We start from the raw sequence: 20,541 nt of genomic DNA on the forward strand, positions 1-20,541 counted from the left end.
AAAGATCCCGCTCATTCGGCGGGATCTTTTATTATGAAGAAATTGATGCCTGCTTATTTGTTTCTTTAGCTGATTTTAGCCGTTTGTCATATAGAAGCGTTGTGGCAATACTGATCAGCAGCAATACCAACAGAGATAAAACAAGGGCCTTAATGCCGTAATGATCGACAAGCACTCCTCCGAACAGGGGACCAATCATTCTGCCGCCTGTCGCCGCACTGTTGACAAAGCCTTGATAAAAGCCTTCTTTCCCTTTAGGGGCAAGCTGATTGGCAATTGTCGGCACAGCAGGCCAAACAAGCATTTCTCCGATCGTCAGGATCACCATCGCAGCGAGAAACATCGGAAATTGCTTTGCAGTCAGCAGCATGCTGAAAGACACAATAAAAATGATAAAGCCGATGACCATTTGCGCTTTTAGCGACTCGGCCCATTTTTTCACCACAAAACTGACGAGCGGCTGGCCGAGCACAATGAGAATTCCGTTAACTGTCCATAGCACGCTGTATAAGGAAAGAGATATTCCAATGCTTTGTGTGTACGAAGCAATTGTGGTTGACCATTGAGAATAAGCCAGCCATCCGAGTACATAGCCTCCGCTTAAAATGATCAGTGCGGCAAATTTTGCTTTGCTGTTCACAGCATCGTAATCAAGCACAGACGTTTGGGACGCATCTCCCGTCTGAATATTTCGAAATCCGAAATATACAATAAAGAAAAAGACCAGATACAGCGCGGCATTCGCCAAAAATACATATGAAAACGAGAAAGATGCCACGACACCGCCAAGCGCTGAACCGACGGCCACACCCGCGTTTTGCGCGACATATATCGCATTAAATGCCTTCCTTCCCCCTTCAGGCCATACCGATCCCGCCATTGCGTAGCTGGCCGGAAAAACAACACCGGAGCCAAAGCCCACAATCGTCAGCAGCACAATATAGGCTGGCCAATCATGAAAAAAGACAAGACCCATCAGGCTTGCTAACGTAATGGCTATCCCAAGCATAATCGATTTAAAACCACCGATTTTATCAAACAAAAAACCTCCGCATAAATTACCAGCCACACTTGCGCCGGAATTCAGCATCAGGACAAGTCCGGCTACTGTTAACGACTTTCCTAAATGATTATGGATATAAATCGTATTCAGCGGCCATAAAAAAGAAGCACCCGTCACATTGATAAACATTCCAATGACTAAAATTTTAAGAGCACGCGGCATACTCATCCCCCTTTCTTACCTAAAAAAGCTCATGAAAAAAACGAAACCTAAAACGGCTCCGTACGAATCCAGTTATCATAGCACATTCATTCTATCTGTCTCTCTCACATTTTTCAACTGATGAGCGTGAAAAAATCTAACAAATATTGTTTGAAAAATGTAAAATAAATAGAAAAAGGGGTCATATTATGGAAATGGTATTAGCATTCTTAGGTTTTCTGGCATGTCTCATTTCACTGGGCTATGGATTATATCACCTTGTCAGATATGTACTGAAAAAGGAAAAACGTTTCTCCAAGAGACTTTTTTGGCCGCTTTTCATTGGAGGCCTTGTGCTGCTCTTTACCGGGGCAGCATTGGCAGAACCTGACACTGCCGCAGCAAATGCCGAGAAAAAATATTCAGCGCTAAACGCCGAATATAAAAACCTCACAAAAGAGCACGAAGAACTTGAGAAAGAATATAAATCTGTCAGCTCTGAAGCAAAGAAATTAAAAGACAACAAAGAAGATCACGACAAGCTTGAGAAGCTTAAAAACGAAAATAGCGATCTAAAAAAGACTCAGAAATCATTAAAAGCTGAAATTAAAGAGCTTCAAGAAAATCAAAAGCAGCTCAAAGAAGATGCAAAAACGGCAAAGGCTGAAAACGAAACACTCCGACAAGATAAAACAAAACTTGAAAATCAATTAAAAGAGACGGAAAGCCAAACCGCCAGTTCTCATGAAGACACTGGAAGTTCTTCAAACAATACGAGTAAAAGTGATGAAACCAAAACAGCTGACAAAGCAGAAGGCTGTAATATCAAAGGAAGCAAAAACGGCATCTACCACACGCCAGGCAGTACATACTATGACAGGACAACCGATCCGGCTGAAATGTTTTGCTCAGTTGAAGAAGCTGAAGCCGCCGGTTATCGGGCGCCTAAACGATAAACAAAAAGCTCCAGAATGTCTGGAGCTTTTTCTGTTTCACAACGACGATTTAATGACCTTCTTATAATAAAGAACTGACAGAAAACCAAAAATGGAGTAGAGCGCAGTATATAACACCATCACCATAATCATAGGCGCCCATACCTCTGATCCGAATAAGAACCAGCCGGATTGGACGGCAAAGTAACTGTGGAAGAGGCCGACAACAAGCGGAATGCCGAAGTTGTACATTTGTTTGATGCGTATCCCCTTTATCAGGTCGCCCTGCGTAAAACCGAGTTTTCTTAAAATCGTATAGCTCGGTTTTTCATCTTCACTTTCACCCATTTGTTTAAAATAAAGGATACAACCTGATGTAATCAGGAACGTTAACCCTAAGAAGCCGACGATGAACATCACAATACCAAACAGTGATTTTTGCGCAGCGCTTGTATCCAGTCTTGATAAATGCTCGTTTTTCTTGTTCACCTGTTGAAAAAGCTCATTTGCTTTTTCCATTTGATCGTCATGTTTCACATTGACGCCGATAAATGTAGATTGCGCCAGCTGAATGCGGGGGTCCTTATCCTTGTTCAGCTGTTTAAACAGGCTGTCATCCACAATGACAGCGGGCATGCCCCCGCTTGTAAACGTGTAGGATACAAGAAACTCTTCTCTTAATCCTTTATATTTTAATGGCTGCGTCTCATGTTTGCTTTTTACTTTAATAACACCAGAGTCCTTGAAAACCATTATTTTTTGCAGCAAGTCGGTGTATCCTGAGAAAACGGCTTCTCCAGCCGCCACATCGACTCCTTTTACATCTTTGTCGCTAACAACAGCAAGCTGCATATTGCTGGGGTCGCCCTGCATCTCTTTCGGAGTTCCATCCATAATATTTGCAATGTCAACATTTGCTTGCAGGACAGGTGTTGCCTTTTTTACAAACGAGATGTTGCTTTCCCTCAATCTGTTTTCAAATAACTTGGCATCTTTCTCATTCATGAATGAAAAATCAGCCGCTACATTTTGTTCAGCGGTCTTTTCCGATGAGTAATACGAGATGTAAGCAAGAGATAACAGCCCGATGGCGAGCGCTGAAACGGTTGTAATAATCGTCAGCAGCAGCGCATTCGATTTCATTCTGAACATGATCGATGACAGTGACAGGACCTCAGAAATATTTAAGTAGCCGCCCTTGCTTTTTCGAATGATATTCGAGATAAACGTAACTGATCCTTTATAAAACAAAAACGTCCCGATAATGACGCTCCCCAGAATGAAGCTCATCGCAACAAACAGTTCATTAATGGTCTTAAATTTTCCGCCAAACAGCTCAGAAGACACATAGTATCCTGTCAAAATCAACACGATGCCTAAAGCGCCGATCAGCATTTGGAAAAATGATATTTTCTTCACTTTGTCTTCAGTGGAGGACGTTACTTTAAACAAAGATAAAATACTCTGTTTTTTGATAAACGTATAATTCATGATCATGATCAAAAGGTAAATGCCGCAGAACACAATGACCGTTTGGACCAAGGCCTGCTCAGAAAAATGCAGTTTCGCATCCGCTTTGACATCGACAATTTTGAACAGAATCATCAAGACCAGCTTCGATATCGAAAACCCGGCCGCTACCCCGATCGCTAATGAACCGAAATACAGCATGACATTTTCTGCACTTAAGATGCGAAAAATTTTATGCTTCGTCATTCCAATTAATTGAAACAACCCGATTTCTTTACTCCGTCTCTTAATAAAAATCGTATTGGCATATAAAATGAAGATCGCCACAACAGCCACAAGCAAAATCGAAGCGGTTTTAATAGCCGCTGCTCCCTTGATCGAAGCCTTCACTTCGTTAATTGCTGGATCATACTGCAGCGTGACAAAGGCGAAATAAAGCGCCACGCTAAAGATGAGCGCAAACACATACAGATAGTAATTCCGAAGATTCTTTTTCAAATTTCGCAGGATGAGCTGATTAATGTTCATGCTGCACCCCGCCTAACACGCCTTGCGTTTTCATAATATCCTGGAAAAACGTCTGCCTGTCCTGGCCCCCTTTATTCAGCTGTGTATACATTTGCCCGTCCTTAATAAAAATGACTCTGCCGCAGTAGCTGGCAGCGACGGGATCATGGGTAACCATAATAATCGTGGCGTTTCGTTTTTGATTGAGCTGGCTCAGCTTATTTAATAGATCAGAGGCCGATTTCGAATCAAGCGCGCCGGTCGGTTCATCAGCGAAAATAATGCTCGGGTCATGAATAAACGCTCTTCCGGCGGATGTTCTCTGCTTCTGGCCGCCGGAAATTTCATTCGGGTACTTATCCCGCAATTCATATATTCCCAGTTCCTTTGCAACTTCCTCAAACTTGCGATTGGCTTCCTTTTTTGATAGTTTCGTGATCGATAAAGGCAGAAGGATATTCTCTTTCACTGTCAATGTGTCTAACAAATTGTAATCCTGAAAGATAAAGCCTAAATGCTGTTTTCTAAATTCAGCCAGCTGCTTTTCCTTCATAGCCGTCATGTCATTTCCATTAATATGAATGGTTCCGTGACTGACCTGATCGATTGAGGAAAGAACGTTGAGCAAAGTGGTTTTTCCCGACCCGGAAGCACCCATAATACTGACGAATTCACCCTTTTCAATGTGAATATCGATGCCCTTCAGCACTTCCTGTTTATTCAGCTTGTTTCCATAACTTTTTCGAATTTTATTCGCTTCTAAAATCACCATTTATGCAGTCTCCTTTATATTGGATAATCTCATTATAAAAAGGAATGCCGGGCTTTTCCTTCGATACGGCGAACAAAAAAGAAAAGCATGTGACATTTTCGTCACACGCTTATGACATGTTCAAATTGATTCCGTATTGGAAAGGTTAATGTAAAAACTGTCCCCGCACCAAACTCCGACTCAACATCAATAAGGATCAATAACGGCGCCGCTGCTTTTTTTGCCAAGTACAGCCCCATGCCAGTTGACGCTTGATCATGGTGATCCGTTGTGGATGTAAACCCTTTATCAAAAATACGCGGTACATCTTTTGGATCAATGCCCCTGCCACAATCTTTCACTTGGAGCTGCGTCTGTTCCCCTTTTTGAAAGCTTTTGATCTCGATTTCAGAGGCTTCGCTGTATTTCACCGCGTTTGTCAGCAGCTGCCTGATGATAAACGCCAGCCATTTTGCATCGCTCAGCACTTCTTTGGCATCGAGCTGTATGTCAAAACCGATCCCTTTTTGGATACACCACGATTGTAAATCTTTGATTTCTTTAAAGATCAAAGGCTGAAGCTGAATGAATTCTACTGACAGATCGTTTTCAATAAATGAAATGCGTTTTTGATGAAGCTGCTGATCAAGAAGCAGGTGAATACGCAGCCATTCATATGACAGCTGGGATTTCAGTGCTTTTTCTTCCATTCTATCAATGATTAAATGCATCGCTGTTAATGGGGTTTTGACCTCATGGATCCATGCCATTAGCTCATCTTTTTCATTTTCCAATGCTAAGCGATGCCGTGCTGCGGTCTGCTTCAAGTGTTCTGTTTGCCCGGCAATGCTTCTTTCAACCATTGCTTCAAACGGCGTTTCCGGTTCATTTATGGCTGTCACATCGAGATTGTTCTCCCATGTTTTCAAGCTTTTATAAAACGCTGTTTCTTTCCGATAGCGGAACCAAAGGAATATGATAAAAAACAAGATGCACAAATACACCATATAAAGTACATTCCCGAACGATATGGAAGGATCGACAAAAGCAATGAACAGCATCAAAGCCTGCTGAAACAAAAACGCGGCAATCCAGCTCCGCCTTTCGATAAGGAATGCTTTAATCATAGAACTTGTCCTCTTCCTTCGCGATGTAGCCCTGGCCCACCTTTGTCTCGATATATGCACCAAGCTGCAGGACGTCCAGTTTTTTTCGCAGGCGATTGACATTGACGGTCAGCGTATTATCACTAACAAAACGCTCATCGTTCCACAAGCTTCTGATCAGCTCTTCCCGGCTGACGATCTTGTTTTTTTGCTCTATTAATTGTTTTAGAATGAACATTTCATTTTTGGTCAGTTCAACAGATCCTTTGTCATTGCTGACGAGGTTCTGCTCCGCGTCTACAGCAGCGCCGCACCACGTTTTAATCGTATTCGGCTCCGTATTATAATGGTGCACACGCCGGAACATCGCTTGGATTTTCGCGATCAGCACATCAAAATGAAATGGCTTTTGAATAAAGTCATCTGCCCCGAGCTGCATGGACATCACCATATCAGCAGGATGATCCCGGGAGGATAAAAAGAGAATCGGAACATTTGACCGGGAGCGGATCAGCCGGCACCAATGAAAGCCGTCAAATTTAGGCAGCTGTACATCAATAATGACACAATCAGGATTAACCGCCGCAAATTCCTGCAGCACCTGACTGAAATCCTGAATGCCGTATACATCATAGGACCATCCCGTTAAACGATCCTTGATTTCATGAAACAGCGATTCATCATCTTCAATCAGCAAAAGTTTAAACAATCGACTCACCGCACTTTTTCCTTTTTTATCAAGTGTATAGCAAAACGCCAGCATGCGCTATAGAAAAAGCCGGCTGTCTCAGCCGGCTCGTTCGCATTATAGTTCTCTTCTCAACGCTGTCAGCACGTTGGTTTTTGTTGCTTTTCTCGCCGGGTTCATTCCGGAAATGACTGCGACCCCTCCGCAAATCACAACGGCAATGATCACAAGACTCGCCGGGATGTAGGAGAATGTGTAATTCAAGTCGCCCGCATCGCTTCCGCTTGTGGCCGCAAGAATCATCGGAACGGCCAGGTTGACAAGGTAGCTCACGCCGTAAGAAATGATAATCCCAATCACACAGCCTAAAATTCCGATATACGCGCTTTCCATCAAGAACATTCGGCGAATGATTGACGGGCTCGCCCCAATCGCTTTCATAATGCCGATCTCTTGCGTTCTCTCTGTCACCGCCATCGTCATCGTGTTAAAAATGCCGATCGCTGAAATGATAACTGCGATACATCCGACAAAGATCAGTCCGATTTTGAAGACCATGAAGAAGGTATTGGCTCCCTCAAGTTCGGTAGTCACTGATGTGACATAGTACCCGTCATCGGTTAGATCATTTGTCAGCTGTTCCACATTCTCAAACTTATCAGCAAAAACGCCAATGTTCGTTTCAACATTTCCGCCTTTGAAATCTAAGAATTCCGAAAAATCTTTTTTGAATTGATCACTGATAAAAATGTTTGAGTCCTCCATCCAGTCTTGAGATGGTTTTTTTGTAATACCGACAATTTTAAAGTCATATGTTTTTGTTTTTGTAACATCCCCTGTTTTAGGATCTGTCTTCGATACACTTAGTTCAATTGTTTTGTTCAGAATATCTTTCGTATAGCCCTTTGGTTCTTTTATATCTTCTGGATTTCCTTTTGCTTCCTCGATTTTTTTGTTATATTCTTCCGATTCTTTTTTCGTTAATAATCTCTTTGCAAAGTCGTATCCTACTACGATTTCATTTTCCGACTTTGCGACTCTTCCCTTTTCCAATTCCATATTGGCCTTTAATTCATCATTCATATTAGTAAAAATGAGATTTGAGCTTTCATTTGTACGATTGCCTAAAGTAGCTTTGTTTGGTTCATACACTTGCGTTCTTTCTACAACTGACCTTACGTGATCATACTTCTCTAAATCAGCTTTTTTAATAGGCTTGTCTCCTTCCTTGCCCATTACACTGACTTTCGTTACAATCTGCTGGCTCATTGTCATATCTGTAATTGTCTTTTGAATCCCAAATCCAACGGACGACAGCACAACCAAAAACGCACACGCCATTGTTGTCGCAAGAATCGTCATAAAGACGCGAAGTCTGTTTTTCTTCATATTTCTTCTGATAAAATGAACCTGATCCTTAAACCTCAACGGTAATTCCTCCTTTTAGCACACCATCATGAAGCTGAAATTTTGAATGTCCGATAGAAGCGACTTCATCATCGTGAGTAATGATCACAAATGTAATGCCACGCTCACGATTCAGCTGCTGGATCAATTCCAGCACTTCATGTTCCGTTTCTGAATCAAGGCTTCCCGTCGGCTCATCCGCTAAGATAATCGAAGGATTTAAAATCAACGCTCGAGCAATACTGACACGCTGCTGCTGGCCGCCTGACAGTTCATTCGGATAATGAGCGGCATGGTTTTCCAGACCGACGCGTTTCAGCATGTCCTGCACCTTTTGCTTCCGCTCAGAGGGCTTGATCCCTTTTAACGCCAGCGGCATTTCCACATTCTCATACGTTGTTAAGCCCGGAATGAGCTGAAAGCTTTGAAAAATAAACCCGAAATGGTCAAGCCGAAATTGCGCCCATTCCTTTTCATTAAACCCCGTAACATCAGTGCCATTAATGACAATCCGCCCTTTTGTCGGCGATATGTAGCCGGAAATCAAATTCAAAAGCGTTGATTTCCCTGAGCCGCTTCGCCCGACAATACAGGCGATCTCACCTTTCGCCACACGTAATGAAACATCCTTCAATACTGGAACTTCATTCTCACGGCCCTTTTTTCCGATCGTGAAAGAATGGTCGATATGCTGAACATCAATCATATGTTCTCTCTCCCTTACAAAAGTTTCATTTTTTTATAAATCGCAAAATAACTGATCAAGAACCCGATTACCGCACCTGTACCCATGCCAATGAGATAACCTGCAAAGCTCTCGCTTGCCGTAAATCCAAAATAGCCGAAGCCCATGATTCCTATGATAATAACGATGATCTGCACCGGGCGGTTAAGCGGCTTCCATAAGAAGAAATATCCGTTTCTTTCATTAGACAGTTTGACAAAGCTAATATAGCCGATAATGTAAAAAATGATAGTCATGATAGCCGGAATGACTAAATAATATGGTGAATTCTCAGCCCATTTCGAGTCTACATAAATTATCGGAATGAAATACTGCACCCATTTAGGTACTGGACCATGGATAAAATCTATTGATCCGCCAAAAAGGATCTCCAGGTTGATCGCAGGCAGGCTGATGAGCAAAAATGGCGAAATGGCTACGGTAAATGAGACTAGAAGCTGTGCGAAACTATTGCCTGTCAAAGCTCCTCCGGCCATAACCAAAGAATAAGCCAGCATGCTAACAATAATCATTCCCAAGCTGTAATTGTGAAAATAAACGGCCTGATCAGGCTTCAAAAACAAAATCAGTAAAACAGATAAAACATAACCTATGAGCTGCGGGATCACAATCACCATTCCGCCAGTAAAGAACTTCGCGTTAAATATCTGCCCTCGTGTATAAGGAAGGCTTAATGTAAAGTCAAAGTAGCCCTTGCTTCGTTCAATCCCTAGCTGGCTGACCGCCAAAACGACTCCCCAAATCCAAAACAATGAGATAAATGAGCTGTTTAAATAATCAACGCTGAATACGCAGGGGCCGACCCAATTTTCTTTTCCAGTGACACAGCCTTGATAGATGAGATACATATTTAAAATTGATAATGGATTACCCAATATAAAAACCAAAATAGTGATAACTAAGGCGACTTTATTCTGCCGCCACTCTTTGTAAAGCAGTCCGGAATCCGGCAACTCACTTCCCTCCAAACCTAAGGCATTTCTTACACTTTTGTTTTCTTATAAATAGAGAAGTAGCTCACAAAGAATCCAGCCACTGCCCCAATGATCATACCCAAAATATAACCAATAATGGAATGTCCGGTATAGTATCCAAATAAACCAAATCCAAGGATGCCGAAAGCCATAACCAGAATTTGCACCGGACGATCTAATTTGTTCCATAAGAAAAAGTGTCCGTTCCGTTCACTTGGAAGCTTTTTGAAGCTTATAAAGCCAATCAAGTAAAATAGCATGCTCATTACGGCTGGAATCAATAAAAGATATTTACTGTTAATCAGCCATTCATTTACAACGTAACTAATCGGTACTAGGTTCGATAAATTGCTTGCCAGAGAGAAATAACTCTCAGGGTAAGGGAATATTTCCCATATATTCACACCAAAAACAACTTCTAGGTTTCCAACCGGCAATGCAATAATTAAATACGGCAATATAGCTGCAGAAAACGCGGTTAACAGTTGGGCAAAAGCATTTCCAGTTAACGCTCCGGCGGCCATCACCAGTGAAAAAGCCATAAAACTTATCACGATTACTCCAATGCTGCTGTGCTCAAAAAAGTAGACGTGTTCAGGGTTATAGACAAGAATTAGCAGCCATGCAAGTAAAAAGCCAATCAATTGTGACAGCACAATCACAAAACCGCCTAACCAAAATTTTGTCTGAAAAATTTGGCTTCTGTTATATGGAAGGCTTAATATAAAATCCATCGTGCCTTTCGAACGTTCCATTCCTAGGAAGCAGACCGCCAAAATGACACCCGGCACCCAGTTGAGATCTATCAGATTGCTTATGGAATAATTCACAATAAAATCACAATATTGCGGGTCTTGGCGATCAAGACATCCTTGATAAGACAAATACGTATTAACGATAGAAAGCGGATTTGCCAGCACTAAAAACGCAATACTTAGCAAAATCACCACTTGATTCTGCTTCCACTCTCGATAGAGGAGACCTCGGTCTACCATCTCCGCTTCCCTCCAAACTTCGCAATGAACACTTCTTCCAGGTTGACAGGAAGCTCATTCCACACTTTTGGCTTCAGCTCTCTCAAAAAGCTCTTTTTCTCCTCATCGCTTTTCGGAATCAGCACTGTGTAAAACACGCCGGCCTGATCGAGCATCGGAATGTTTTGCTCTCTGATGGCCAAATTGACATCTGTATCGAAAGCCATTTGAATTTTAATGTATTCTTCTTTTAACTCATCAAGATCCATGACGTTGGTCAGGCTGTTATCTTCAAGAAAACCAATTCGGTTGCACATCCGCTCTATGTCTTCAAGCCGGTGGGACGTAATCAGGATGCTCGTATCACGCTCTGCCACTTCATCGACCATCAGCTGCAGCACATCATGTCTAGTTACCGCATCAATACCGTCCGTCGGTTCATCCAGGAGGATCAGCGCCGGTCTCGCCGCAAACGACAGAACGAGCGACAGCTGTTTTTTCAAGCCTGTCGACAGCTCACGGTATTTTTTCGTTTCTGGAATTTCGTATCTGTTCATCAGTTCATTCGCGTACGTGACATCAAATTTCGGATATATTCTTCTCAGGATATCGACAAGCTGCTTGTATGTATACTTGTCGTAAAAAGGATTTTGAACAGGCATGTAGATGATATTTTGTTTGACCTTCGGGTGCTTTTTGATTTCTACGCCGTCAAATAAAATCGTTCCGCTGTCAGCGAAAATGATTTGCTGGATTAAGCGAAGCATCGTTGTTTTCCCTGATCCATTGCGTCCAAGCAATCCAAAGATTTCTCCTTTTTCGATTGTTAATGAAACATCTTTTAATACTTGATTGCCGTCAATCGCTTTTGACAGCTGCCGTAGTTCAATCATTTTTTTTGCCTCCCTTCACATCAGCGCTGATTTCCTTTATCCATTCGTGCAGTTTTTCCAGCTCAACCCCTGCATAGTGTGCATCGATGATGAGCTGTTTGAGTTGCTCTTTAATCATCGTCATCTTCCCTTCAACCAGTGTCGTTTTTGCATTCTCCGATATATAGGTCCCTCTGCCCCGCAGCGTCTCAATAATCCCTTCTCGCTCAAGCTCTTTATACGCTTTGCTGACAGTGTTCGGATTCGCAATAATGATCGTTGCCAATTCTCTGACAGAAGGAAGCTTATCACCAGGCTTCATGATCCCTTTCAAACAAAGCTCTTTCATTTGCTGAATAATTTGTTCGTAAATGGGTGTTGAGCTTCTTGGATCGATTTGAATCATTTACTTCCCTACTTTCTATACGATCTGAACCTTTTATAGATAAAAATGATCAATTAGACTTTTTTGCCATTCAAAACCGATCATCACAAGAACAAGAAAAAAAGAACAAGCGATCACAGATGCCGCTATCAGCATTGGCACGTTACGTTTGTTTCGTTTTTTATGTTTCATAACTGCCTCCCTTAATGTCAATATATAAATGATTTTATATTAGTGTCTACAGTGTATTACTTCAATTAGTACACTTAATACAATAAATACTTTGACTCACAAAGTCAATCCTTTTTTTACAAAAAAACGGACCCTTTTAAAAGGGTCCGTTTCCTACACATCAAGAGGGTGCTGCAGGATCATATTATTTTGCAAAGATTGAAGCTGAAGTCTCATTCTGTACAGCTGTTCTCTCTGCTGATCATTTGACGACAGCCATAGTTTATTCAAGGCATTTACCGCATCTTCTAGCTGCATTTGTGCATCACTATATTCTTGATCGTTATAATGCTCTTGTTTAGAAGCGATTTTCAGCTGTTCTTCAGCATAATCATAGGCCTGCATACATTGCTGGAGATGTTCATCTACTGATTGTCTTGTTGCCACAGTAACCCCTCCTCTTGGTAATGGAATTCATCCATCATTCATATTGTAGCCTCATCTGACTTTGTTCAATAAAGTAATTTATGGTCGATATTCATTTGTTCTCTTGTGAAATGCGTGCTACAATTTTAGGATGCAATCGTACGCAAGGAGGCACATGAATTGTAATGCAGAACAATCCTTTTCCTTATTCAAATACGGAAAAACGCTATCATACATTGAATTATCATCTCAGAGAACATTTCGGCCATAAGGTGTTTAAAGTAGCGCTTGACGGCGGTTTTGACTGTCCAAATCGGGATGGCACCGTAGCCCACGGAGGCTGTACGTTTTGCAGCGCAGCAGGCTCCGGCGATTTTGCCGGAAACCGGGCCGATGATTTAATTACGCAATTCCACGACATCAAAAACCGCATGCACGAAAAATGGAAGGACGGCAAATACATCGCTTATTTTCAGGCTTTCACCAACACGCATGCGCCGGTTGAAGTGCTTCGCGAAAAATTCGAATCAGTGCTAGCGCTTGATGATGTGGTCGGCATTTCGATCGCCACACGCCCTGACTGTCTGCCTGATGATGTCGTTGATTACCTGGCAGAGCTGAATGAACGCACCTATTTGTGGGTGGAGCTTGGGCTTCAAACAGTTCATGAACGGACTGCACTTCTGATCAACCGCGCACATGATTTTAACTGCTATGTGGAAGGCGTCAATAAATTAAGAAAACACGGCATACGTGTCTGCTCGCATATTATCAACGGGCTGCCTTTGGAAGACCGGGACATGATGATGGAAACGGCAAAGGCCGTCGCAGATTTGGACGTCCAGGGCATTAAAATCCATCTGCTTCACCTACTGAAAGGCACGCCGATGGTCAAGCAATATGAAAAGGGAAAGCTGGAATTTCTTTCTCAAGATGATTATGTGCAGCTCGTCTGCGATCAGCTTGAGATCATTCCGCCGGAAATGATCGTCCACCGCATTACAGGTGACGGACCGATTGAGTTGATGATCGGGCCAATGTGGAGCGTCAACAAATGGGAAGTGCTTGGCGCTATTAATAAAGAGCTAGAAAATCGAGGCAGCTATCAAGGAAAGTTCTTTCAGCGGCTTGAGGAGGAATCAGCGCTATGATTTTGAAGAAAATTCTTCCTTACAGCAAAGAACTGCTGAAAATGGCCGCGGGAGAAGGAGATATTGTCGTAGATGCGACAATGGGCAACGGACATGATACACAGTTTTTAGCGGAGCTTGTTGGTGAAAACGGTCATGTGTACGCATTCGACATCCAAGAATCAGCCGTGGCCAATACAAAGGAACGGCTCGGTGACATGTATCAAGCGCGAACAACGTTATTTCACAAAAGCCATGATAAAATCGCTGAATCCCTTCCGCTGGAAGCACATGGAAAAGTGGCGGCCGCGGTATTTAACCTCGGCTATTTGCCGGGCGGGGACAAATCAATTACGACAAACGGAAGTTCCACGATCAAAGCAATTGAACAGCTTCTCAGCATCTTGAAAGACGAAGGTCTGATTGTTCTCGTCGTCTATCATGGCCATCCGGAAGGCAAAGCTGAAAAAAACGACGTGCTTGAGTTTTGCCGGGACTTGGACCAGCAATCAGCCCGTGTATTAACATACGGATTTATCAATCAGCAAAATGACCCGCCATTTATTGTCGCCATCGAAAAAAAAGCTCAGATCAGCAAATGATTTGAGCTTTTTTCTTTGAGTTTTTCATCCAGGACATTTTTTGAAATTTCCGGTAGGCTCTGCCGTTGATATAAAAGAAAAGGGAGGTTTTTCCGCTGGCTTTGATCAGCTTCTTTGCGAGCCGGCCCATTTCCTTTTGGCCTGCCACTTTATCATCTGACAAATAAACACCAAGCAAGCCGCGATTGATTAAACGATGGAAGTTTTCATGCGGAATGCCTTGTAAATGCTCGTCGGCTTTATGGATAAAGTGTTCAAGCCGATTCATCATCTCTTCATGAGACTGATAATATGAGCAGAAATTCAAGTCTCCTTCCAGCAAGTCCTCCTCTTGATCAATCAAATAATCAAGAAGAATATGAAGACCCTGTATGTAAGGAAAATAACTGTCGCGGATTTTTTTAGCGGTGCTTTCTGTGAAATCAGGCTGGAACGAATACGCAACCAGACAGAAAATGCCTAACGTTGAGCCTGCACAGGCTGAAAATTCATACCATTCCATCTCAGGCAGCTCTGATTCATATTGAGTAAACCACTTTTCAAGCCGCGGAACACGCTCATGCTCAATAACGTGCTTATGCACCTGCAAATCGCAATAATAGCCGCACAGTTCAAGCAGATACGGTTTAATCATGTCATAGTGCTCAATGGAACCAAGGACACGCTGGCACGTTTTGACCAGTTCGTGCAGATATCCGCTGTCATCCTGTTCTTCCCTGAATTGATAATAGTTTTGCAGTTCCGCCCCCACTGTCAGTGCGTCCTGCATTGAGGCATGGAGCATCCGAAAATCCTGCGGGTCCAGCGAGGTGCTGCGGTCACACAGATTGTCCAAATAATCACTAATCGTTTGATACGCGATGATAAACTCGACACATTTCTGCTTTTGGCTGCCTGACAATAAGGCCAGTATGCCGCCGCCTTCACAGTGAAACGTTTTGTCCCGAATACTTGCGGTTGCCTGTGCTTTCAATTCACTGTTATGAATCGATTCTGATTTTTGTTTCCATATGTCCAGCTCTTGATGAACGAGCGGAAAAATATCTCGATATACCTTTGCCATCAATCCAAAAGGATGTTCCGGTACTGTCAACACATGCACCCCCTACTAGTTCAAATATATTGATCAGTAAACGCTCTTGCTGCTTTAAAGACATCTTCTCTCTCGGGTTCATTGAAGATCTCATGGTAAAGCCCTTCCCACTCTCTGTATGCTTTATTATGAGAAGCAACACCATTAAACCACTTGATGACCATCGTTTTGTCAACAAGCTTGTCATCACCGGCTTGCATCACAAGAAGCGGAACTTTCAAAAATGCCTCTGTCGGCACCATTGCCGATTCAATTGTCTTTAAAAGCTCTCTGTACCATCTGACAGAAACTTTCCTGACGTATAACGAATCATTTTGGTCAGCCTCGATGACGTCCTCATTGCGCGTCGCCATATCAATTGATAATCCCGAATCAACCTTAAGTGACGGAGCGATGACATTCAGGCCTTTTGATGCAAGATCAAGCGCTTTATTGACTTTAATTTGCAGTCCGAGACACGGTGATGATAAAATAATTCCCGTAATCCGGGGATTTCTTTGCTGTTTAACCCATTCAATCGCGACCAGACCGCCCATGCTGTGACCTAGAAGAAAAACCGGCAGATCAAAGGTTCGCGCTTTATCTATCCAAGCATCTACTTCATCAATGTATTCTTGAAACGAGCGAATATGCCCTCTCGCTCTTGTCGTTGTTCCCTGTCCAGGCAAATCGCCCATGACTACGTGATAACCCGAAGACCGCCACATTTCAATCAGCCATTTATATCGTCCGTGATATTCACTTGCCCCGTGAATGATGACAATCACTGCAACAGGTCTGTCTGCTTTCCAGGTCCACATGCTCTTCACCTCATACGAAATTTAAATAGAGAAAGAAGGATGAAACTTATGATCTACCCTTATAAGGAACACAAGCCAGATATCCACCCAACAGCCTTTATAGCTGATAATGCAACAATTACCGGTGATGTCGTTATCGGAGAACAGTCCAGCATTTGGTTTTCTGTTGTCATAAGGGGAGATGTTGCGCCGACCAGAATCGGAAACAGAGTCAATATCCAAGATTTAAGCTGCCTCCATCAAAGCCCGAACAAGACGCTACTCATTGAAGATGACGCCACGATAGGCCATCAGGTTACACTTCATAGCGCTGTTATCCGCAAGAACGCCTTAATCGGCATGGGCTCAATCATTTTAGACGGAGCCGAAATTGGCGAAGGCGCTTTTATTGGTGCCGGCAGTCTTGTCCCGCCCGGAAAAATCATTCCGCCTGGCCATCTCGCCTTTGGCCGCCCTGCAAAAGTTATCCGCCCTTTGACGGAAGAAGACCGAAAAGATATGCAAAGAATACGGTCAGAATATGTAGAAAAGGGCCAATATTATAAATTTCTTCAACAAACATAAGACCTGCTTCGTCTTACTTTACCATTTTTCAAATTATATTTGAAAGCAATAACCATCGTTAACCCGGACATCATAACAGTTCGGGTTTCGATTTTTCCATAAAACGTTCACATATAGCATGAAACGTATGACTTTTATCTTATCACAAAACTGTAAACAGCCTCTGCAAAAACACATACCTATTCTTTCCTGTTCTCTATTTTCTATGAGCACACAAAAAAAGAGCCCACTGGGAGCTCTTTTTGTCAGCTGATATTTCGTTCGCTGGCAGAAGCTGCATTTTTTTTATGAAACCCTTTTCCATAGTACACAGCCAGCAAGATGAGAAACCATATCGGCCCGATAATCACGGCTACTCTTGTATCAGGGCTGTAAGCCATAAGAATGACGACGAATACTAGAAATGCCAATGACACATAAGACGTAAACGGAAATAAAGGCATTTTGTACTTTAATTGTTTCTTTTCTTCCGGCTTCAAACTTTTCCTGTATTTTATTTGAGAAAGCAAAATGATTGCCCACGTCCAAATCGCTCCGAACGTCGCAATACTTGTAACCCAAGTAAATACCTTCGCAGGGACAACATAGTTTAACAGCACTCCGACTAATAAAGCGCCCGCAGAAGCCAGAACAGCTTTACCCGGGATGCCGCCTTTCGTCAGCTGACCATATGCTTGTGGCGCCTCTTTCTGTTCCGCCAAGTTAAACAGCATCCGTCCTGTGCTGAAAATACCGCTGTTGCATGAAGACAGCGCGGCAGTCAACACGACAAAGTTAATGATACCTGCTGCCGATGGAATGCCCACTTTTTGAAATGTGAGAACAAATGGACTTCCTTGAGAGCCAATTTCCTGCCACGGATAAATAGACATAATGACAAATAAAGCGCCTACATAAAAAATCAAAATCCGCCAAAATACTGTATCGATTGCTTTGGCTAACGATTTTTGCGGGTTTTTTACTTCGCCAGCCGTCACCCCGATCATTTCAATCCCTAAATAGGCGAACATGACCATTTGAAGAGACAATAGAACCCCTTTTAAACCATGAGGGAAAAATCCTCCGTTGTTCCACAAATTGCTGATTCCGGTGGCAATGCCCCCATTGCCGACTCCTGCAATAATCATCAATAAACCGACAGCAATCATGGATAAGATCGCAACAATTTTAATCAATGCGAACCAAAATTCCAGCTCACCGTAAGCTTTGACAGCCAGGAAATTAACACCCGTCATAATGACCAGCGCCGATAATGCCCAAATCCAGTTTGGCACGTCCGGAAACCAGAACCCCATATAGATGCCGACAGCAGTAATTTCGGCCATACAGGTGACAACCCATAAAAACCAGTAGTTCCACCCTGTTAAATAGCCTGCAAGCGGTCCCAAATAATCACGCGCATACCTGCTGAAGGAGCCTGCGACCGGTTTTTGAATGGCCATTTCCCCAAGCGCTCTCATAATAAAAAACATGACCAGGCCGCTTGCGGCATACGCTACCAAAATACCAGGCCCTGCTAATTGAATAGCTGATGCGGAGCCGAGGAACAACCCTACTCCTATAGCAGCTCCTAAAGACATTAAAGAAATATGCCTTTCTTCGAGTCCGCGGTGCAGCTCTTGTTTTTGTTTTTGCATGCTTTCTTCTCCCCTAGAAAAAAAATATCATTAAATCATTTTTCTGAATATTCCGTATAGATCGGGTAAATCAATGATGATTGAGAAATAAAAGGATAACAACAAGGCTTTCGACTACTCGAAAGCCTTGTTGTCTGTTACACAAAGATGACTTCTTTAGGCTGATGGCTCAGCTCTTCAGGCATATACCGTTTTTCAATATTGATGCTGTGCCAGATCATAAAGATCAGTACAGTCCAGATTTTACGGCTGTTATCAGCCTTGTCCGCACAATGGTCTTCAAGAAGCTGAAGGACATAATCCTTATGGATATAAGCATCCGTTTGGCTTTCCTGAATAATATTCCGCACCCATTCGTTCATTTCGTTTTTCAGCCAATGACGGATCGGTACAGGGAAACCAAGCTTTTTGCGGTTTAATACGTGCTCAGGCACAATTCCTTCAGCGGCTTTGCGAAGAAGATACTTCGTCGTGCCGTTCTTCGTTTTCAGCTCATCAGGAATTTTTGAAGCGACGTCGAATACGACTTTATCCAAGAACGGCACACGCAGTTCCAAAGAATTCGCCATCGTCATTTTATCCGCCTTTAACAAAATGTCGCCGCGCATCCAAGTGTGGATATCGACATACTGCATTTTGTTGATATCGCTGTACGAGCTGCTTTCTGTAAAGTAAGTCTTCGTCACATCGCGATATGAAAGGTTCGGATTATAATGCTTCAACAGCTGCTTTTTGACCGACTCTTCAAAGATTTTCGCGTTACCGATATAACGATCTTGAAGCGGAGTACAGCCGCGCTCAAGCAGGCTCTTTCCTCTCATACCTTCAGGCATAACGGCAGCAACGTGCAGAAGCATCTTTTTCAGGCCGGACGGAATCCGTTCAAACGGTTTAAGCGAAAGCGGCTCACGGTAAATGTTATATCCGCCGAAGAGCTCATCCGCTCCTTCACCTGATAAAGCAACCGTAACATGTTTTTTCGCTTCTTTTGCAACAAAGTACAACGGAATCGCTGCCGGATCAGCAAGCGGGTCATCAAAATGCCAAACGATCTTCGGAAGCTCATTCATGTATTCATCAGGCGAAATGACTTTGCTGATATTTTCAATGCCCAGCGCCGCTGCCGTTTCTTTCGCTACATCAACCTCACTGAAGCCCTGCTGTTCAAAGCCGACAGAGAATGTTTTTAAGCTTGGATGAAATTCCTTCGCAACAGACACAATAAAGGAAGAATCAATCCCGCCAGACAGGAATGAACCGACAGGAACGTCACTTCTCATATGAACGTTTACAGAGTCATAGATCGCGTCTCGGACTTCTTTCACAAGCTTGTCTTCTTCAGTCTGAACCGGCTTGAAGTTCGCTTTGAAATACGTTTTGAATGTGATATCGCCGTCCGGGCGGATTGTGAACTGTGAACCCGGCTCTACTTTTTTCACATGGGCATCAAGCGTGCTTGGTTCAGGAACAAATTGGAAAGACATGTACTGCTGCAATGCCTCTTTATCTATTTCAATATCATTCTGAGCAACCATTAAACTTTTTCTCTCTGAGGCAAAATAAACCTGATCATTGATCGTTGTGTAGTACAACGGTTTAATGCCGAATGGATCTCTTGCCCCATAAAGCACATGATCGTTTTTATTCCAAATCAGAAAGGCAAACATACCGCGCAGTTTGGACGCCGCTTCTTCTTTATAGTGACGGTAAGTCGCAAGAAGAACCTCTGTGTCCGAATCCGTGTTGAATGTGTACCCCTTTGCTTCAAGTTCTTCTCTCAGTTCAATATAGTTATAGATTTCTCCGTTAAAGATAATCCAATATGTTTCATCTTCATATGATAAAGGCTGTCCGCCATTTTCTACATCAATAATGCTGAGCCGTCTGAATCCGAAGCCGACGTGCTCATCATGGAAATATCCATCACTGTCAGGACCGCGGTGAACGATCATTTGGTTCATTTGTTTGATTAGTTCTTCTTGATCAGCGGTTTGAGCTAACGGATGCTTGTTAAAAACCCCGACAAATCCACACATAGTATTGCCTCCATAATTAAAATTGTCATCATTGAACCCCTATTTATAGACGCTGTGAATAGTA

At 42.9% G+C, this 20,541-nt stretch carries 21 protein-coding genes; 4 read left to right on the forward strand and 17 right to left on the reverse strand.

Annotated elements, in window-relative coordinates:
• Positions 1 to 31: 31 nt before the first annotated feature.
• Positions 32 to 1,225, reverse strand: coding sequence for an MDR family MFS transporter (locus AC0OMA_RS15215; RefSeq protein ID WP_042977570.1), 1,194 nt, complete (start codon positions 1,223 to 1,225; stop codon positions 32 to 34).
• A 188-nt stretch (positions 1,226 to 1,413) separates the two neighbouring features.
• On the opposite strand from AC0OMA_RS15215, the gene AC0OMA_RS15220 reads away from it, so the two are divergent.
• Entirely contained in the window at positions 1,414 to 2,160 is a 747-nt protein-coding gene (locus tag AC0OMA_RS15220) for an LMBR1 domain-containing protein (protein ID WP_047183060.1), read from the forward strand.
• A gap of 36 nt (positions 2,161 to 2,196) precedes the next feature.
• Here AC0OMA_RS15220 and bceB read toward each other — a convergent pair whose 3' ends face one another.
• The 12 genes from bceB to AC0OMA_RS15280 form a co-directional block, all read right to left on the reverse strand.
• Positions 2,197 to 4,137, reverse strand: a complete 1,941-nt coding sequence (bceB, locus tag AC0OMA_RS15225; RefSeq protein WP_047183061.1) for a bacitracin ABC transporter permease BceB — start codon at positions 4,135 to 4,137, stop codon at positions 2,197 to 2,199.
• Positions 4,127 to 4,888: a bacitracin ABC transporter ATP-binding protein BceA gene (gene bceA, locus AC0OMA_RS15230; protein ID WP_003229137.1), complete on the reverse strand. Its 762-nt coding sequence runs from the start codon at positions 4,886 to 4,888 to the stop codon at positions 4,127 to 4,129. The genes bceB and bceA overlap by 11 nt, the downstream gene beginning before the upstream one ends.
• Positions 4,889 to 4,989: 101 nt before the next feature.
• Positions 4,990 to 5,994, reverse strand: coding sequence for a two-component sensor histidine kinase BceS (gene bceS, locus AC0OMA_RS15235; protein WP_015384427.1), 1,005 nt, complete (start codon positions 5,992 to 5,994; stop codon positions 4,990 to 4,992).
• Positions 5,987 to 6,682, reverse strand: a complete 696-nt coding sequence (bceR, locus tag AC0OMA_RS15240; RefSeq protein ID WP_015483587.1) for a two-component response regulator BceR — start codon at positions 6,680 to 6,682, stop codon at positions 5,987 to 5,989. The genes bceS and bceR overlap by 8 nt, the downstream gene beginning before the upstream one ends.
• 96 nt (positions 6,683 to 6,778) lie before the next feature.
• Entirely contained in the window at positions 6,779 to 8,089 is a 1,311-nt protein-coding gene (ytrF, locus tag AC0OMA_RS15245) for an ABC transporter permease YtrF (protein WP_015251399.1), read from the reverse strand.
• Complete coding sequence (gene ytrE, locus AC0OMA_RS15250; RefSeq protein ID WP_014477726.1) at positions 8,079 to 8,774, reverse strand: ABC transporter ATP-binding protein YtrE; 696 nt, start codon at positions 8,772 to 8,774, stop codon at positions 8,079 to 8,081. Before ytrE ends, ytrF begins: the two co-directional genes overlap by 11 nt.
• 14 nt (positions 8,775 to 8,788) lie before the next feature.
• The gene (gene ytrD / locus AC0OMA_RS15255) at positions 8,789 to 9,766 is read right to left on the reverse strand and encodes an ABC transporter permease YtrD (RefSeq protein WP_063335759.1); all 978 of its coding nucleotides are present in this window, start codon (positions 9,764 to 9,766) and stop codon (positions 8,789 to 8,791) included.
• A gap of 29 nt (positions 9,767 to 9,795) precedes the next feature.
• Positions 9,796 to 10,782, reverse strand: a complete 987-nt coding sequence (gene ytrC / locus AC0OMA_RS15260) for an ABC transporter permease YtrC (protein WP_474222233.1) — start codon at positions 10,780 to 10,782, stop codon at positions 9,796 to 9,798.
• Positions 10,776 to 11,654: an ABC transporter ATP-binding protein YtrB gene (gene ytrB, locus AC0OMA_RS15265; RefSeq protein ID WP_004398506.1), complete on the reverse strand. Its 879-nt coding sequence runs from the start codon at positions 11,652 to 11,654 to the stop codon at positions 10,776 to 10,778. Before ytrB ends, ytrC begins: the two co-directional genes overlap by 7 nt.
• Positions 11,647 to 12,039, reverse strand: a complete 393-nt coding sequence (gene ytrA / locus AC0OMA_RS15270; RefSeq protein ID WP_003229121.1) for a GntR family transcriptional regulator YtrA — start codon at positions 12,037 to 12,039, stop codon at positions 11,647 to 11,649. Before ytrA ends, ytrB begins: the two co-directional genes overlap by 8 nt.
• Positions 12,040 to 12,072: 33 nt before the next feature.
• Positions 12,073 to 12,210: a hypothetical protein gene (locus tag AC0OMA_RS15275; RefSeq protein ID WP_047183067.1), complete on the reverse strand. Its 138-nt coding sequence runs from the start codon at positions 12,208 to 12,210 to the stop codon at positions 12,073 to 12,075.
• A gap of 153 nt (positions 12,211 to 12,363) precedes the next feature.
• Complete coding sequence (locus AC0OMA_RS15280) at positions 12,364 to 12,636, reverse strand: YtzC family protein (RefSeq protein ID WP_003229117.1); 273 nt, start codon at positions 12,634 to 12,636, stop codon at positions 12,364 to 12,366.
• Between the two features lie 164 nt (positions 12,637 to 12,800).
• Here AC0OMA_RS15280 and mnmL point away from each other — a divergent pair, with 164 nt between their 5' ends.
• Together mnmL and mnmM are read left to right on the forward strand one after the other, a co-directional pair.
• The gene (gene mnmL, locus AC0OMA_RS15285; protein WP_015251396.1) at positions 12,801 to 13,766 is read left to right on the forward strand and encodes a tRNA modification radical SAM protein MnmL/YtqA; all 966 of its coding nucleotides are present in this window, start codon (positions 12,801 to 12,803) and stop codon (positions 13,764 to 13,766) included.
• Entirely contained in the window at positions 13,763 to 14,347 is a 585-nt protein-coding gene (mnmM, locus tag AC0OMA_RS15290; protein WP_251218092.1) for a tRNA 5-(aminomethyl)-2-thiouridylate-methyltransferase MnmM, read from the forward strand. Before mnmL ends, mnmM begins: the two co-directional genes overlap by 4 nt.
• Here mnmM and tbcS read toward each other — a convergent pair.
• Both tbcS and ytpA read right to left on the reverse strand, forming a co-directional pair.
• Positions 14,337 to 15,440 carry a tetraprenyl-beta-curcumene synthase gene (tbcS, locus tag AC0OMA_RS15295; protein ID WP_033882168.1) on the reverse strand — a complete coding sequence of 368 codons (1,104 nt, stop codon included), beginning with the start codon at positions 15,438 to 15,440 and terminating at the stop codon, positions 14,337 to 14,339. The two genes, mnmM and tbcS, sit on opposite strands and share 11 nt — an antisense overlap.
• A 20-nt stretch (positions 15,441 to 15,460) precedes the next feature.
• The gene (gene ytpA, locus AC0OMA_RS15300) at positions 15,461 to 16,240 is read right to left on the reverse strand and encodes a phospholipase YtpA (protein ID WP_004398545.1); all 780 of its coding nucleotides are present in this window, start codon (positions 16,238 to 16,240) and stop codon (positions 15,461 to 15,463) included.
• Positions 16,241 to 16,288: 48 nt separating this feature from the next.
• Here ytpA and AC0OMA_RS15305 point away from each other — a divergent pair, with 48 nt between their 5' ends.
• On the forward strand, positions 16,289 to 16,804 hold the full coding sequence (locus AC0OMA_RS15305; protein ID WP_004399093.1) for a gamma carbonic anhydrase: 516 nt from the start codon (positions 16,289 to 16,291) through the stop codon (positions 16,802 to 16,804).
• A gap of 245 nt (positions 16,805 to 17,049) precedes the next feature.
• Here AC0OMA_RS15305 and alaP read toward each other — a convergent pair whose 3' ends face one another.
• Together alaP and asnB are read right to left on the reverse strand one after the other, a co-directional pair.
• Complete coding sequence (gene alaP, locus AC0OMA_RS15310; RefSeq protein ID WP_474222234.1) at positions 17,050 to 18,441, reverse strand: alanine permease AlaP; 1,392 nt, start codon at positions 18,439 to 18,441, stop codon at positions 17,050 to 17,052.
• A gap of 137 nt (positions 18,442 to 18,578) precedes the next feature.
• Positions 18,579 to 20,477 carry an asparagine synthase (glutamine-hydrolyzing) gene (gene asnB, locus AC0OMA_RS15315; protein ID WP_046340259.1) on the reverse strand — a complete coding sequence of 633 codons (1,899 nt, stop codon included), beginning with the start codon at positions 20,475 to 20,477 and terminating at the stop codon, positions 18,579 to 18,581.
• Positions 20,478 to 20,541 lie beyond the last annotated feature (64 nt).

This window comes from Bacillus sp. AMCV2, assembly GCF_056033925.1.

Excerpts from the sequence above, each read along its gene's own strand:
- AC0OMA_RS15215 (WP_042977570.1), bottom strand. The coding sequence starts at position 1,225 with ATGCCGCGTGCTCTTAAAATTTTAGTCATTGGAATGTTTATCAATGTG.
- AC0OMA_RS15220 (WP_047183060.1), top strand. The coding sequence starts at position 1,414 with ATGGAAATGGTATTAGCATTCTTAGGTTTTCTGGCATGTCTCATTTCA.
- bceB (WP_047183061.1), bottom strand. The coding sequence starts at position 4,137 with ATGAACATTAATCAGCTCATCCTGCGAAATTTGAAAAAGAATCTTCGG.
- bceA (WP_003229137.1), bottom strand. The coding sequence starts at position 4,888 with ATGGTGATTTTAGAAGCGAATAAAATTCGAAAAAGTTATGGAAACAAG.
- bceS (WP_015384427.1), bottom strand. The coding sequence starts at position 5,994 with ATGATTAAAGCATTCCTTATCGAAAGGCGGAGCTGGATTGCCGCGTTT.
- ytrE (WP_014477726.1), bottom strand. The coding sequence starts at position 8,774 with ATGATTGATGTTCAGCATATCGACCATTCTTTCACGATCGGAAAAAAG.
- ytrC (WP_474222233.1), bottom strand. The coding sequence starts at position 10,782 with ATGGTAGACCGAGGTCTCCTCTATCGAGAGTGGAAGCAGAATCAAGTG.
- ytrB (WP_004398506.1), bottom strand. The coding sequence starts at position 11,654 with ATGATTGAACTACGGCAGCTGTCAAAAGCGATTGACGGCAATCAAGTA.
- ytrA (WP_003229121.1), bottom strand. The coding sequence starts at position 12,039 with ATGATTCAAATCGATCCAAGAAGCTCAACACCCATTTACGAACAAATT.
- AC0OMA_RS15275 (WP_047183067.1), bottom strand. The coding sequence starts at position 12,210 with ATGAAACATAAAAAACGAAACAAACGTAACGTGCCAATGCTGATAGCG.
- mnmL (WP_015251396.1), top strand. The coding sequence starts at position 12,801 with ATGCAGAACAATCCTTTTCCTTATTCAAATACGGAAAAACGCTATCAT.
- mnmM (WP_251218092.1), top strand. The coding sequence starts at position 13,763 with ATGATTTTGAAGAAAATTCTTCCTTACAGCAAAGAACTGCTGAAAATG.
- ytpA (WP_004398545.1), bottom strand. The coding sequence starts at position 16,240 with ATGTGGACCTGGAAAGCAGACAGACCTGTTGCAGTGATTGTCATCATT.
- AC0OMA_RS15305 (WP_004399093.1), top strand. The coding sequence starts at position 16,289 with ATGATCTACCCTTATAAGGAACACAAGCCAGATATCCACCCAACAGCC.
- alaP (WP_474222234.1), bottom strand. The coding sequence starts at position 18,441 with ATGCAAAAACAAAAACAAGAGCTGCACCGCGGACTCGAAGAAAGGCAT.
- asnB (WP_046340259.1), bottom strand. The coding sequence starts at position 20,477 with ATGTGTGGATTTGTCGGGGTTTTTAACAAGCATCCGTTAGCTCAAACC.